Origin of the sequence: Sphingobacterium sp. WOUb80, assembly GCF_050058145.1 — a bacterium.
Lineage (GTDB): Bacteria > Bacteroidota > Bacteroidia > Sphingobacteriales > Sphingobacteriaceae > Sphingobacterium.
Genome location: NZ_CP165617.1, coordinates 5,613,481 through 5,628,057 on the forward strand (window position 1 = coordinate 5,613,481; position 14,577 = coordinate 5,628,057).

Annotated in this window: 12 protein-coding genes; 4 read left to right on the top strand and 8 right to left on the bottom strand. The window is 38.6% G+C overall.

The genetic code is table 11. From position 1 onward, the window contains the following. Positions 1–3: 3 nt before the first annotated feature. The 7 genes from AB1Z56_RS23165 to AB1Z56_RS23195 form a co-directional block, all read right to left on the bottom strand. Entirely contained in the window at positions 4–4,848 is a 4,845-nt protein-coding gene (locus AB1Z56_RS23165; protein WP_426790312.1) for a DNA repair ATPase, read from the bottom strand. A gap of 22 nt (positions 4,849–4,870) precedes the next feature. Beyond that, positions 4,871–6,301, bottom strand: coding sequence for a serine hydrolase domain-containing protein (locus AB1Z56_RS23170; protein ID WP_426790313.1), 1,431 nt, complete (start codon positions 6,299–6,301; stop codon positions 4,871–4,873). An 82-nt stretch (positions 6,302–6,383) separates the two neighbouring features. Continuing rightward, a complete protein-coding gene (locus AB1Z56_RS23175; protein WP_426790314.1) occupies positions 6,384–8,498 on the bottom strand; it encodes a flotillin family protein in 2,115 nt (704 codons plus the stop codon). Positions 8,499–8,618: 120 nt separating this feature from the next. Continuing rightward, on the bottom strand, positions 8,619–9,344 hold the full coding sequence (locus AB1Z56_RS23180; RefSeq protein ID WP_309360015.1) for an OB-fold-containig protein: 726 nt from the start codon (positions 9,342–9,344) through the stop codon (positions 8,619–8,621). Positions 9,345–9,355: 11 nt separating this feature from the next. Further along, positions 9,356–9,550, bottom strand: a complete 195-nt coding sequence (locus AB1Z56_RS23185; protein ID WP_293905475.1) for a DUF4177 domain-containing protein — start codon at positions 9,548–9,550, stop codon at positions 9,356–9,358. Then, complete coding sequence (locus tag AB1Z56_RS23190; protein WP_309360018.1) at positions 9,537–10,244, bottom strand: PspA/IM30 family protein; 708 nt, start codon at positions 10,242–10,244, stop codon at positions 9,537–9,539. The genes AB1Z56_RS23185 and AB1Z56_RS23190 overlap by 14 nt, the downstream gene beginning before the upstream one ends. Before the next feature lie 4 nt (positions 10,245–10,248). After that, a complete protein-coding gene (locus tag AB1Z56_RS23195; protein ID WP_046674974.1) occupies positions 10,249–10,638 on the bottom strand; it encodes a YbjN domain-containing protein in 390 nt (129 codons plus the stop codon). A gap of 91 nt (positions 10,639–10,729) precedes the next feature. On the opposite strand from AB1Z56_RS23195, the gene AB1Z56_RS23200 reads away from it, so the two are divergent. Together AB1Z56_RS23200 and AB1Z56_RS23205 are read left to right on the top strand one after the other, a co-directional pair. Then, on the top strand, positions 10,730–11,389 hold the full coding sequence (locus AB1Z56_RS23200) for a helix-turn-helix domain-containing protein (protein WP_426792401.1): 660 nt from the start codon (positions 10,730–10,732) through the stop codon (positions 11,387–11,389). A 452-nt stretch (positions 11,390–11,841) separates the two neighbouring features. Next, positions 11,842–12,249: a hypothetical protein gene (locus AB1Z56_RS23205; RefSeq protein WP_426790315.1), complete on the top strand. Its 408-nt coding sequence runs from the start codon at positions 11,842–11,844 to the stop codon at positions 12,247–12,249. Between the two features lie 53 nt (positions 12,250–12,302). On the opposite strand, the gene AB1Z56_RS23210 is transcribed toward AB1Z56_RS23205, so the two are convergent. Next, a complete protein-coding gene (locus AB1Z56_RS23210) occupies positions 12,303–12,698 on the bottom strand; it encodes a single-stranded DNA-binding protein (protein ID WP_309360024.1) in 396 nt (131 codons plus the stop codon). Between the two features lie 174 nt (positions 12,699–12,872). Here AB1Z56_RS23210 and AB1Z56_RS23215 point away from each other — a divergent pair, with 174 nt between their 5' ends. Then, entirely contained in the window at positions 12,873–13,238 is a 366-nt protein-coding gene (locus AB1Z56_RS23215; protein ID WP_309360026.1) for a hypothetical protein, read from the top strand. 756 nt (positions 13,239–13,994) lie between these two features. Continuing rightward, entirely contained in the window at positions 13,995–14,525 is a 531-nt protein-coding gene (locus AB1Z56_RS23220) for a hypothetical protein (RefSeq protein WP_309360030.1), read from the top strand. Positions 14,526–14,577 lie beyond the last annotated feature (52 nt).

The window sequence follows — 14,577 nt, forward strand, 5'->3', positions numbered from 1 at the left end:
ATGTTAATTTTTATAGGCACGAATGGCCTGTATGATACCCTCTAAATTTTCGTTAAAGTCCTGCATTTGTGCAAATACCTTGTCATCTTTAGCCAAACCACCGTGTTTATTGTTCTTACGGAAGATTTGTTTGATGTGTTCCCATCGTTCTTGCTCCACGGTGTTGATCAACCCAGCGAGTTCTTTCAATTTTAGAAGATTACTTTCTGTATCGGCAGTGAGGGTTTGTGACTCGCTTTCATAATGTGCGAGGAGAACTTGATCGATTTCCTGATCGTTCATCATCGGCACGACTTGCGCGATGAGCTTGCTCATATTTCGGTAGGACCCTTGCATTTTGAACGGTGGTTCTGTTCGGTAATTATCCTGCATAGCCGCACTTTGAATATAATTTTGGTTGACCTTGATAACCACATTTCTGATTTTTAATACATGTTTTAATACCGTGATAAAATCATCGATATCTTGCTTCAGGTAGTTCCCTTCTAAATCGGGAAGTTGGTCTACCACCGATTGCGCATAGTTCACTAAAGCATAGAAATCGTTGAAAGATTTGCTTGCTATTTTTTCAAGGTAGCTGTTTTCAATTGCCGCATTTTCGATCAAGCTTAGATTGAAAAGTGCTTCGGTATCACCGATCACATCCCCTAGATTGTATACATCCGCACGGTTGGCAAGCATATCTGGAATCTGAAATTTGGACCCGCTTTCTGTATAGGGGTTTCCAGCCATCACGATGCAGAATCTTTTCCCACGCAAGTCGTATGTTTTACTCTCTCCTTCAAAAATACCATCGATCTTACGTTGCCCGTCAGCCAGTGAAATGAATTTCTGTAGGAATTCCGGATTCAAATGTTGGATATCATCGAGGTAGAGCATTACATTGTCGGCCATTTCGAAAGCAAGATTAATCTTCTTAAGTTCCTCACGTTCACCAGAAGTTTTCGCTTCCACAGGATCAATTGAAGTAATGGAATGCCCTATTGTAGGTCCGTTGATTTTTACAAAATGTAATCCCATGGTTTTCGCGAGGTATTCCATCAATGTTGTCTTTCCGTAACCTGGCGGAGAAATGAGGAGAAGCATACCCATTCTGGCGGTACGTTTATTGTCGCCAGCTGCTCCAAGTTGTTTGGCCAAGTTATTTCCGATCAATGGAAAGTAAACTTCGTTGATCAACTTATTTCGGACAAAAGATGTTAAGACTTTTGGTTCAAATTCTCCGATTTTCAGCTCCTTGGCGTATGTTTTTCCAAGCTGCTCCTTCAAAGAAGCGAATTCTTGAAAACGAGGGACATTCAATTCAGCAAATGTCTTCAATCTACGCAGAAATTGATGGTATTGAATCTGCTCTTCTCCATTGTTCAAGATCGCGTGATTTCCCTTTAATCCCTGGATGAGCGCATTGTCTTTGGCGATGATCAATTGGTATTCATCCTTTGGATAAAGGAGTGTGACTGCAGTTTCCTCAATGTACTTGTGGAAGGCCTGGTAATCATCGTTCTCGTCGATAAAAGAATTTAGCCAATTTAAGGTCAAATAGAACCGGTCTACGAGACTAAATTGTGTATGCTGAATATCTGCTTCAAAGAGTTTGAAACTCTTTTTGTTTTCCAATAACCTGATGAAAGCTTTTTTAAGTTCATCCGATTGCTCACTGACGACAAACTTGCTGTAGCTTGTGAACGTCTGGAAAAGATAGCTCGCGACGTCCTCCGCATGAATTGTCGAGCGATCCAAATGAGTGTCCCAATTGGTGAATAATTTGGTGAGTTCGTCCACAATAGATTGATAGCGTGTGGAATTTGGAAATGCTTTTAATACCGAATGTGTAGACTGGATCAACGCTTTCTGTTTTTCCTGCTCGTTTTGCTCAAGTGAATGCCAAAACAACTGTGCCATCGCACGCAAATGAGCATCGTAACGTAAAAGATCAAGCTTGCTGTCTAGCTGTTTGATGGTATCATAGATTACCAGAGCATCAAAGTTATGAACTCCTTTGACATAGCCTTCCGAATAACTTTGCTCCACTGTCTGATTGATAAACAGGTTGGCATCAAAATCTAGCTGTCCTTTGGAAGCAAGAAATGTTTTATAGGCGAGATATTCAGCCCGGTATACGTCCTTGTTTTCGGAAATCAGTTCCTGATCCCAAATATCTCTAAAGTTTTCAATCTCGGATCCTTTGACTTTTTGATAGAAGCTCGTTCCGGTAAGATGAAAGTATAGTTCATCATTTTTGCGCACGAGTGTCAAACTGAGCGATTGGTTGTTGACAGCAAATTTATGCTTGCCTAAGGCGATGATATTCTCTCCATCAACAAAAAGATCATTCTTGTCACGTAAAATGCGTAATGAATCCTCTTGAGATTTTTTGAGCAGGTTTTCAAGATTTTCTGCTTTTGAAACATCGCTGAGCGTTTTCAGTTCTTGTACCAGCTGTCTGATCTTGTCAATCATCAAATCTGAAGCAAAGAAACTTAGGATTTCCTCACGCGTGGCAAATGTCTTTGATTTGTTTTCGATATTCTTTAATACACGAAGTCCAATTTGCTCTAATGAAGAGCTGCGTTTGTTGATCTGTTCAACGATCTGCTCTCTGCGGGAATTAAATGCTTTGATAATTTCATCGCGTTTATCAGCAATCTTTAAAGCGAAGTCCTCAAACTCAGAAAATTTACTTTCGAGTTCTTCAAGCTGAACAATAACCTTGGTATAATACTCATCTACTTTCTCGGTAGTTGTAGAAAGTTCAAGATAGTTGGTGACAGACTGTTCCAGTAATGTCAGTTGGGCAGAGAATTCTGCAATGGCTTCCGTACTTTTTAATGAATTGAGTTTGCGTGTAAGCTGCGCCCGGACTTCATTCAAGGAAGAGAAAATAACAGCTATCTTCTCGATAATTTTGGTGGTTTGGGTGGAGTCATCGATTTTTAAACTGTTTAGAATATCGATCAATAGCTCCAACTCACTCGATATAGCCGAATTGGCTTCCTCGATCGCTTTAGCGTCATAGACTTTGACAATTGCGGCAACATTGTTTTTCTGTTGCTCTACTTTCTGCTCATAAGGTTGTAAAGCCTCGTCGCGGAGCAAGAAAGTAATTGTCTTTTCTGCGAGTTCGGTAGTGATTGACTGTAGCTTATCGAGTAAAACATCGATACGGGCTACATCAATATATTTGACATTTTTGAGGTCAATGATTTCACCCTGTAAACGACGTGAATCTGCCAATTGATGAACAAGTTGATCAAGCTTTTCGACTACAGTGCTATTGATGGAAAAGGTAAGTTCTTCCATTTTCTTCTCGGCACTGCCATTGAGCTCTGTGGCGTATTTGCGTTGGGCTTGGACCTTAACAAATTCGTCAATTGCTGTATTGGCAACCTCCTTGATTTGTGCCAGGGGCTGCCCAAGGTTTGACAAGGCTTCATCCTTTATCCAAAAATAGGAGTCAAGCAGGACAGTCGATTTTTTGAGTATATCCTCGTAAAGACCTTCATAACTGTCTTCTTTGTTGATGAGCTGTATGACCTCTTGTGCCTCGGCCATGGCCTGTACGATCTGTTTATTACCAACCTTATAAAGTGGGTCGTCTTTTTTCAGCTCATTTTCTTTGAGTACGGCCATGTAAGGGGTTTCCCAGATCTGAACCTGATGATGCCTTGTTGCTTCGGCCTCTGTGTGGAAGTAAATTAAACTACCGTCTTTAAAAAGTGTGAAGCCATTGCAGATGATCGGAGTTTCGACATGCTGCTGAATGATGTTATAAGACAGTAAGATGTAGGTATTCGTTTCCTCTTGACAAAAGATATAGAGAAAGTCTTCACCGTTTGGTGATGCTATGCGTCTAAGGAAACTAACTTGGTCAAACTGGACGTCAAAGATTTTATGGGTGCCATTCTGCAGGTAGTATCCGTTAGAAAAAATGATTCCTTGATTATCGGGTAGTAAAATGGCTGATTCATTCAGCGATTTAAGATTCACAACTTCTTTTGTCCGTTGATTAAAGACAAATGCACGGAAGTCTTCTTGATACGGTTTAACGCGTACGGCAATCAAATTGCCAAGGTCAGCATAGTAGTAATCCGCATCATCCAATTGTTGGTCGGCATTTGAAACTTTTTCGGAGAAGATTCCTTTCCCCGTATCGGTATTGTTTTCAATTTTGAACGTAATATCGCCATTGATCGCTTCTATAAAGATTTTATCCTTAATGGATATGTGCGGGTGTTTTCCAAGGCGACGGTCTTCTAAAGTTGTTTTTGTCCAGTCAAATTCAAATTGGTTGGGCAATTTGACCTCATGGATGCTGCGGTCGTCCTGATATTGGAGCTTCCCGTCTTTAATCAACCACTTGAATGCTTTCAGGTCAGCAGGATTTTTGCTGGTCTGAAAGATCATGTAAAGATAGTTTTCCGTACGTCGAAACTTGGAAAAGATCGAGTCGCGATAGTATTTATATAAATTTTGATAATCGCCAATGAAATTAGGATCATTGATCAGATCGAGTGATTGTGGGATAAACTGATTGTTTTCGAATGTATATACACTGAAAACATCTTCGAGTTTAATTTCGGTACGTAACCCAAAATGGACGTTATAACCGAATATACATAGATTGTCGAGGGCTAAAATACCACGAGCAACACAGTTATTTTCTGTGGTGATCCGTTGATTGGCCTTGAGTATAAAACTTGTCGCATTAAATACTTCCTTGCGGGCATTATTTAGTTGCTGGAGTTTGATAGAAAGCTCTTCCTTTTGTGTAAGAAGCCGCTTCCGGATAATCTCGTATGCCCCTTGATCAAGGGAGTCGTTCTGATTTGTTACGTTTTCTTCTGGCATAAGTTTCAGCTTGTTCTTTCGCTTATTTCACTTTATTGAATGTTAACTCTTGACCATTTTGATATAAGGTCAATGTTGATACCTCATCATTTTCTTTGCTGAATTTCAGCATGGCCTGTATAGCAGTATAAAATAACTCCAGATTATTCTTGGGATAGACTTCAATGGCGGCTTGTCCCGATAATTGGGCAAATAGATTACCACTATCATCTGCTGTAATTTTAAACTTCAAATCAGGCTGTTTCGTATACTCATATGTTCCCAATAGCTGTTTTATCTGGGACTCAACGAGCGTGATAGCACCTGTAAGTTTCTCTCGCTCAATAGCAGGTGTTTTTCTTTTTTTGAGAATTGCGTCTATCGCAAATGTCAAAGGAAGTACATCTATAGTATTCCATTTGTTCATCAGTACTATGATACATTTTTGATGTGCGAAATCACGGACGATAATGTTTTTATATCCTGAATACTCACCATCATGAAAATGCATTTTATCTTTATTATCTGTACTGTCTTTGAAAACCCATCCAAATCCATAATACCAGTCTCCTTTCTGAATAAGCTTGCGATTATTGAGTCTATCAGCAGAGATTGCTCTTAAAAAATTGTTCTGCTTTAGTAATATGTTATTTTGAATAGCCTGATTCCATTTGAATAAATCTTGGGCTGTACTGCTTATTCCATAGGGGCCGCTTACGGCATCAAAATACTTCGCATACTTGTATATAGCAATGTCATCGACGTTTTTGAAACTATTTGTCTTTACATCAAAAGCCATTCCATGTGCATAATTTCTAAGATCCACATTTGGTGAGCGAGCCGAAAATACTGTCGTATTATTCATTCCAACAGGTTTGAATATATGCTGATGCATATACTTTGCAAACGATTGGCCAGACGCTTTTTCCACAATTAGGGCCAAGAGCATATAGTTTATGTTCGAATAAACATGTTGATCTCCCGGTTTGAAAGATGTACTATCCATCTTTGTTTCAATGATCCTGAGGAGATTCTGATTTGTATTTATTTTCTTCGTATCAATCCATTTCTCGGGGAAACTGAAAAAATCTGGTATCCCCGAGGTGTGGCGCAATAGATTCTTAACACGAACATTTTTGAATTTTAGATGTGGGAAATATTTGATAATATCGTCCTCATAAGATAGCTTACCTTGTTCTTCTAATTGCATAATGGCCATTGCCGTAAACTGTTTACTGACAGAAGCTAACTCAAATCGACTATTGCTTGTTATTCTTTCTGTTTTGGAAGCATCTTGAAAACCTAAATATTTTTCAAAAACAACTTTACCACTGTCGGCCACTAAGAATGCTCCACTGAGTTCACCGTCTTGATTGAGCGATTGGAACAATGAATCTAATCTTTGCTGAACAGTCTGCGCTGTTACAACTAATGTATTTAAGAATATAAAAACAGAAAATAGGATAAAACGCATCTTACGTCTGGTCTAAATTTTTAAAAATATCTTGAGCCTGTTAAGATTCTACTCTTTGTTAGGCTCAAGATAATGACGGTGTTTAAAGTTTCTTGTTGGAAATTCCTAGGTTCTTCGCCAATCCGAACAAAGAATTGATAAAGCTAGTATCTTCACCATTTTCGGCGTCAGTAGCCGCTTTTTGAAGTTTAATCAGTGCTGCAGAAACGGTGAGGTTCTTGATGTCATTTGTAGAAATTCCATATTTATCGGCTAATCCGCGGACCTTCTCTGCGAGGTCTCCTTGTCCATCTGGGCCTATAAGTGAATTCTTAATATCTGTGGCATGTTTAGAGTTGTCAATCAAGTGATCAAAACCTTTGGAATTGGAAACTTGACGGACGATATTCTCAAAGAACATGGTTTCTCCACCAACAATATCGATTTTTGCCGTTTTAAGTGCTTCTGACAACACGCCAGCTTGTGCTTGAGCAATGTCTTTTTGGATATTGATGTGTGCGAGTTCAATATCACGTTCTTTTTGCAATTGCAATTTAAATTCTTCGTGATCTCTGCCCACACCATCTAATTTCTTCATCGCTTCAGCTTTCTCTTCGATACCTTTGGCTTCAGCAAGCGCTTTCTCACGCACCACTTCCGCCTGTGCTAAGCCTTCTTTACGCATCGCTTCCGCTTTCTTCTCAATTACGTTAGCTTCAACAGTACCTTGTTTCTCTTCAGCTTCAGCTTTGGCAACCATAACTTCGGCTTCGGACAAGCCAAGTGCAGCTTCTTCTTTGGCTTGTGCCTCGGCGATGATCTTACGACTTTCTGCCTCTTTGAGTGACGCTTCTTTTTTCGCTTCGGCATCGATCAATAATTCCTGAGCACGTTTTTCGGCAATTTTACGAGCAGCCTCTGCGTCGATTACTTTTTTCTCTGCTTCCTGTTCTGCTGCAATTTTTGCAGCTTCGGCAGCTTTAACAGTTGAAATTAATTTTTCTTCTGCTTCTTGTGATGCCGCGATAACACCCGCTTGTTTCTTACGTTCTACTTCGCGGAATACTTCGATGTCTTTGACGCCTTGTTGCTCTTCAACAACACCTTTTTCCAGTTGTACGCGTTCTTTGATAACTCCTTGAATACTTTTCTTCTCCGTCTCGATTGAACGTTCTTTGTCGATTTGGGCCAAGGTAACAATGCGCTCGCGTTCTGTCTGTTCTAAGGCGCGATCTTTTTCTACACGTTCTGCTTCTACAGCATCGGTACGTTGTTTATTCTTTTCAGCAATGATAATCTGACGCAGTTTATTTTCTTCTTGAACAGCTAGTTGCTCTTCGGTAGAAATCCGGACGCTTTCGTACTTGAGACGTTCTTCTTCGCGGACTTTTGCTATTTCGGCTTCTTCGCGTGCTTTGATATTGTCAATTTCCCGTTTTTGTTTCTCTTCCTTTTCGGCAAGCTGACGGTCTAGTTCTAGAATCGCTTCCCTTGCTTCTACGTTTTGTTTTTTGATTAGTTTCTCCTCATCACGACGGATGAAGTTGGCATTTATATTTTGTTTGGCCGTTAATTCGGTGATTTTTTTGATACCCTCACTGTCTAGGATATTATTTGGATTGAGATGCTCGATGTCGGTCTGTTCAAGGTAATCAATCGCGCAGTCGTCTAAGATATAACCATTAAGATCTGTTCCGATGACGTCTAGAATTTCATCACGGAATTCGCGACGAGCTTCATATAATTCGATAAAATCAAATTTCTTACCTACTGTCTTTAGCGCTTCGGAGAATTTAGATTCAAAAATACTTTTTAATGTCTCGGGTTCACTTGCACGGTCACAGCCCAGATTTTGGGCAACATTGATCACATCATCCACATTTTTGTTGACACGGACGAAGAACGCAACTTTGATATCTGCACGGATATTGTCTTTACAGATCAAACCTTCACCTTGCATACGAGCGATTTCAATTTTTTTGATCGAGATGTCCATGATCTCCATTTTGTGAAATACAGGCACAACATACATTCCTTTGTTGAATGCTACTTTTGTACCACCAACACCGGTACGGACGATCGCTTTTCCTTGCGGGATTTTCTTATAGAATGCACTCAATACGACAAAGAATGCAAAAATTAAAAAGACAGCTAATCCGACAATTAAAAGTATAATTCCGTTTAAGCCACTTAAAAATAAAAGAGGTTGATATAGCATATGATTTGTATTTATTTAGATTTTAATATTTGGATTTACGATTATGATTTATAAGAATAAAGATCCGCTTTTTTAGGACAATTGTTTAGGTGTCGAGTCTTTGCGTTTATTCCTTTTCCATTAAATATTGTCTATCGTAATTTCTTTGGTCACATAATAATATTTCTTGTCTTTGGATTCGTCAACGATTATAACATCATCGCCATAGCTGATTTTCTCCCCATTGTGGCTGACAACATTGAGACGAATAGGATCCTGTTGGACGATAAATTCCGCAGAACCTATTTTCTTTCCTTCAATGCTAGCCCTCATTTTACCCATACGGCCAAGAAAATCGTGGCTTTCTTCGCCGTTATAACCTATATTTTTGAACATTTTAGCTAAGGGTTTGGTCAGAAAATGCATTAAAATAAATGTAACAATGAAAACGGGGATTAGGATTAGTACAGACTTTATTCCCCATGAAGCAACGTCGATAAAGAGTGATGAAACAATGGTAATTATCCAACCTATAAATTTAAACAGTGTTACAATAAGCATGATGGGTACTTTGCCGACGTTGATGTAGTCCATTGCTTTTGCAAAGAAGCCCGGTTCTGCATGCCCGTCGGTGTCCGTATGATGATGGTGTGTATGATCCCCTCCTTCGGTCGCGATATCATGTGAGCCATCTACGTCCGTGACATCAGGCGTAGGGTGGAGATCTATATCTGCATCTGCATCAAATAGATGGACTCCGTCACCCATCAGAAACATAAATAACCAATACACTACAGACATGCCTGTCAAGACTGTCATGATTCCATTGGATAATGGATTAAATAAGATATTGATTAGTTCTGTCATATTGCTATTGTTTAAATTCTTTCTCTTTTAAATGTGTAATGGAAAGACCATGAGTTGCCATTTACCTCAAGATCCTGCATAGCTATCAATTCCCAGCCTTGATTTCCAAGGTCATTTAAGATTTCATCAATTTTTTCGGGATCCAGTTTTGTACCCCAAAAGCCCTTAGGTTCAATTTTCAGTGTTTTATACTCAAATCTTTTCATCCGTATTTAATTTTCTTTTTAGTTCTTCTAATTCGATGTTGACAGCGTCAGATCCGCCTATTGTCTCGTTAATTTCATCAACTTTACTCTTATTGCCTAATGCAATCTCTCCATAGGCCTTCGCAAGTGCTTCGTCTTCTTCGACTTTCTCTTTCATGCGTTCTAACATGGAAATCGTACTATTGGAATCGATATTAGCGAGCTGGCGATTGACCATTTTAGCTGCGTTAGATACCTTTACACGTGCCTTTAAGGTGGAGAGTTCACCTTCCCATTTCGATATATTGAATTTGAGAATGTCTACATTTTTGTGCAGCTCATCGGCTGAACTTTGATGAATCACAGCTTGTTTCTCCAATTCACTAGCTTCGATTAATAACTGTTTTTTCAACAACAGCGCTTCCTTTGCCAGACCTTCGGCCTTTTCTGCCGTTAGCTCTCCCTTTTGTGCCTTTTGGAGTAATAGAATAGCTTTGTTCTCAAACTCATTGGCTTCTTCTTTTTTCTTTTCACAATTGTTTTGGGTACGTATGGCTAAGGCCTTCACTTTAGCATAGGCTTCCAACGATTGTTCCAGGTCCTCTTTCATCTCACGGATACCCTGTTCCGTCATTTTGATGGGGTCTTCCATTTTGTCCACGACTGCGTGGATCTCTGCTTGACCGATTCTGAAAATTCTCTTAAAAATATTCATTATTCTATAATTTTGAAAAACTTATTAACTGATTATAATATTCACTCATCAAAAGACTCAGCGAATTAATGGCTGCATCAAATTCATTCTGGTCGAGATTATGTATTTGTAACGTATACCGAAATATAACTTTGGTCCCATCTTCTGTTAATGCAAATCCGCCGTGGATAATATCTCTATTTTTTATCAATAGTGATTTGAACATATCCATGGTGTCATTGCTGATTGTAAAAAGGTATTGCTCAAAAATCAGGATAGGTTGGGCAATGCCTACAATGAGGTTACGGATTCCGTCATCTTCATTTTCGATGACAAAGATTCCTTCTTTTGTATCCTTATGGGTAATGGTGTAACCGATATTGGCGATATAATTTTCAATTTTTGAGAAGTACATAATCAAGTTTTTTATATATTGCACATATTCTTTGCATAAAGGTAATAAAAATGCAAAAATATTTTGCAATAAAAATTCAATTTTTTTTAAAATGAGTAACGTCGGAAACAATATTAAGAAACTAAGAAAAGTGAAAGGAATGAGTCAGCAGGCATTTGGGGATATTTTTAATCTTACTAGAGGTAATATTTCGTCTTACGAAGAAATGCGTGCGGAACCAAAAATTGAGATTGTTCTTAAGATTGCAAATTATTTTGGCATTCCTGTGCAGCATCTTATTGAAAAGAATTTATCTGTCAATGAAATTCTTAATTTCAATGATTATTTTGAGCCAAATGTTTCTATTATTGGGCGTAAAAGATTGTTACAAATCCCCCTGCTGGAACGGGATGCTATTTTTGAAGCGAGTACTCATTTTTCCAAATTAGATGAGCTTCCGATAATTGAATTTCCGTTGCAAAGTAGGAATCGTCTCATCGCAATCGAATATGCTGACGCTATTCCGGTACCGAGCGATTTTTTTGCTAGCCCTCAATCCATTTTATTTTTTGAAGAGGTAGATGTTCAGAGCTTACATACTTTGGATAAGGCCTTTGGTTTGTATTTTTCCGAGGAAGAGTTCTTTATTGGAAAATACAGTTTGCAGGAAAAAGAGATTAGTTTAGCCTTAAATGTCTGGAAGAAGGTCGATTTCACTCTGGGAGAGAAAGCATATTTCTGGAAATTGTATGGCAGGTTTGAGAGAATCTAATCGAGTGGAACTTTTTCCTATTGTTTATTTGGTATTGCCGGTATCGAGCGTATCTCCATGTTGTTATCATATTCCTAGTTAATTCTGTCATTGTACTATACTTACCGGGGGTTAACAAGGGGTTTGCAGGGATTTACCCCTGCTATACCCCTGTTAACCCCCTGTTAACCCCTTGTAATACCCCTACTAAAGACGGCCTTGAAGTTGATCTGATCTTGACTTGCCTGCTAGAACCAAAGGCTCCAAAATCGGGTCTGCAGATTTGGGTGCCCACAAAAAATTTTGTAGAGTCGGGCATTGTAATTAAATTAGTTTGATAATAAAGTGACATTATAAATAAGATATATTATGATGAACTTGTTGATCAGCTGAAAGTAGTGTGATTTATTTAGTTTAAGAACAATATGCATAAACGGATAAATGACTATAGATAGAAAACTAAATTTAAATAGATGAAGAAAGTAACCTTATTAGCATTAATTGCTGGATTTTTTGTTATTTCCTGTAATAATTCCACGACTAAAAATGTCGAAGTAAAAGATACCACTGCTGCTATTGACATAAAAAAAGATTCGGCCAATACGTCGCTGGAAAATAGCGGCGGCGAAGTGCCAATACCGAAATTTAGTTCTGCTGAGACACAAAAATTGGCGGAGGATTACACAAAATATATTAAAGAATTTATCACTGTTGCTAAAAGCGGCGATGTTGTTAAGCTTAAGGAGCTTGCCTCGAAGCGACAGGAATGGGCCACCAAAGAAACTGAAGCTGTTTCTAAGTTTACACCGGAAGATGCTAAATTATGGAAGGCGTATGCAGAGAGCCTAGGACGAGAGTTGACTGCAAGCCTGATAAAATAAGTTGGAAACAATCAACGAGGTAGGGACTTGAAAAACCTACCTCGTTGATCATACTAGAAGGGGAGGTCATCTTCATTCTCATCTGGAAGCGTTGGGCTGTCTTCTTTGGCGCCGTTTGACTCTGATAAAACCATGAAATTATCTACTTTAATTTCTGTGACATATTGTTTTACGCCATCTGCGTTCTCATAATTGCGATAAGTGAGTTTGCCTTCAACCATGAGCTTGGTCCCACGGTGGCATTTCTTTTCAATGGTATTGTTTTGATTCCCCCAGACCACGAGTGTATGCCATTGGACTTCTTCAACCCACTCACCGGCTTTGTTTTTGAAAAGATCATTGGTGGCGAGACGTAATATGGAGTAATTTGTCCCTGTGGAAGTTGTTTTAATTAATGGGTCATTTCCTAAATGCCCAACCAATTGTACTTTGTTACGTAATGTGCTCATGTGTCTAATTTTTAAATGTTTTTAATAATTCTTATTTTAGTTGATGGTCTTTGGCTATTGACGCCAAATGATCTTGAGCAAAGGTGGGGTAGGAAAAAGACTATAGCCGTCTATTTACCATTTGTATTCGACTATAGTCGGTTGTAATCGTTTGTTGTCGTTTAATATTCCGTTATGAGTTCTGTCGAGAAAGTCTGCCTTGAATGTGGCAAGGTAATATATGGCCGTTCTGACAAGCGATTTTGTGATGATGCTTGCCGGAACGCCTATAACAATAAATTAAATAGTGACCAGGTCAATCTGGTGCGCAATGTGAATAATATCCTACGAAAAAACCGCCGCATTCTATTGGATGTTTTGAGTGGGGAGGGTATGGTCAAGATACAACGGGAAAAATTAAAGCGGCTGGGATTTGATTTTAAGTTTCATACACATACTTTTTCCAATAACAAGGGGCAGACCTATAGCTTTATTTACGAAACAGGCTATTTGTTGCTGGAGAATGATTGGGTATTGATTGTTCAAAAGAAACCGCTGTGATTTTGATCGCAATAGATTCATTTGTATTGGTTTAGTTTGCGGAACTGAGCTTGGCCTTTCTTATTACGATATAATTAAAAATAGTAAATGTTAGAATCAATATGTAATAGCATACTGGGATGAATAAAAAATAGGCGCTATTGAAGATATCGGTTAAAAAAGACGGTAGTGCTATCTTAAAAAAATCTGCGATAATGATATAGCCTATGAAACTTCCGAGAAAAAATAGTCCAACAGCGTGTATTACCCCTCGCTTTATCGGTGAGTTCCTGCTGTGTTAGCCCCTTACGTTTTCTTGATAGTTTGATTAATTGATTAGCTGATTGACTTTCCATAGTCCAAATATGGAGAAATAGTCGTTGAATTTCGGCGAAATTGATGCGACAATAATATGCCAATATCGTGCTGAATAATATAACATATTAATAATCAAAAGTTTTTGGAATTTGGTAAATATTTTGAATCTTTGCAATTCAATAGAGTAATTAATAAAAACGGAAGAATATGTTTGCAATATTAGAAAATCCCGCTTCGTCCACAGAGAAGATTCTCGGGAATATTCTTCGGAATACGGCCCTTTCCTAATCTTCTTTCTTAATACGTTAAGTAACCTAGGTTGATATTGGCTAAAACTTGGCGCTCTAAATAGTGGCCCACTGTTCCAATATGCTTAGCTTATTATGGAGTTTAAAGAATCCAGTTATTTTCAATGTTCTTGTGAAAGCTGGATATGAATGTTATGTTTTAGAAAATTTTATGAATTCAGTAAATAAATATGTCCTTCAGGCATTGGATAACTATCCTTTTTATTTGGAGGAAACTTTGGAATCTTTGTCGTATGCCTTGTCCTACGACGAATCCAATACAATGGCTTTGTGTTTAATGGGAAGGGTTCATGCGGAACAGCTATTGGACTACGAGCAGGCAAAAAGGTATTTCCAGGAAGCTTTGGTGCATAATGTGCAGGCACTGGAAGTATATCCTTATTTCATTCAGACATTGATTGATATGGGGGAGTATGAAGCTGCAAAAAAGACGATCAAATTTGCGTTGACACTTCCGGCCATGCCCTTGACAGGTATCTGGATAAAGAAGGCACTTCTATTCGAAAAGTTGAGAAAATACAAAAAGGCTTTGAAGGCGTTAAAAAAGGCAAAACTTGAAAATGTTGATCTCGATTTTTCGTCAAGCCTGAAGTCGATTGAAGATCGGATTAAAGGGAAACAGGAAATTAAGAATGGGAGTGAAAAAGAGAATAAGAAAGAAAGGAAGAACAGCCGAAAATAGCCTCACACTATCCGGATAACAGTTTTTGTTTTGAACGAGTGTCAATAAAGAA

Bases quoted from the DNA above. Each gene is read 5' to 3' on its own strand.
- AB1Z56_RS23165 (WP_426790312.1), bottom strand. From the start codon at position 4,848: ATGCCAGAAGAAAACGTAACAAATCAGAACGACTCCCTTGATCAAGGG.
- AB1Z56_RS23170 (WP_426790313.1), bottom strand. From the start codon at position 6,301: ATGCGTTTTATCCTATTTTCTGTTTTTATATTCTTAAATACATTAGTT.
- AB1Z56_RS23175 (WP_426790314.1), bottom strand. From the start codon at position 8,498: ATGCTATATCAACCTCTTTTATTTTTAAGTGGCTTAAACGGAATTATA.
- AB1Z56_RS23180 (WP_309360015.1), bottom strand. From the start codon at position 9,344: ATGACAGAACTAATCAATATCTTATTTAATCCATTATCCAATGGAATC.
- AB1Z56_RS23185 (WP_293905475.1), bottom strand. From the start codon at position 9,550: ATGAAAAGATTTGAGTATAAAACACTGAAAATTGAACCTAAGGGCTTT.
- AB1Z56_RS23190 (WP_309360018.1), bottom strand. From the start codon at position 10,244: ATGAATATTTTTAAGAGAATTTTCAGAATCGGTCAAGCAGAGATCCAC.
- AB1Z56_RS23195 (WP_046674974.1), bottom strand. From the start codon at position 10,638: ATGTACTTCTCAAAAATTGAAAATTATATCGCCAATATCGGTTACACC.
- AB1Z56_RS23200 (WP_426792401.1), top strand. From the start codon at position 10,730: ATGAGTAACGTCGGAAACAATATTAAGAAACTAAGAAAAGTGAAAGGA.
- AB1Z56_RS23205 (WP_426790315.1), top strand. From the start codon at position 11,842: ATGAAGAAAGTAACCTTATTAGCATTAATTGCTGGATTTTTTGTTATT.
- AB1Z56_RS23210 (WP_309360024.1), bottom strand. From the start codon at position 12,698: ATGAGCACATTACGTAACAAAGTACAATTGGTTGGGCATTTAGGAAAT.
- AB1Z56_RS23215 (WP_309360026.1), top strand. From the start codon at position 12,873: ATGAGTTCTGTCGAGAAAGTCTGCCTTGAATGTGGCAAGGTAATATAT.
- AB1Z56_RS23220 (WP_309360030.1), top strand. From the start codon at position 13,995: ATGAATTCAGTAAATAAATATGTCCTTCAGGCATTGGATAACTATCCT.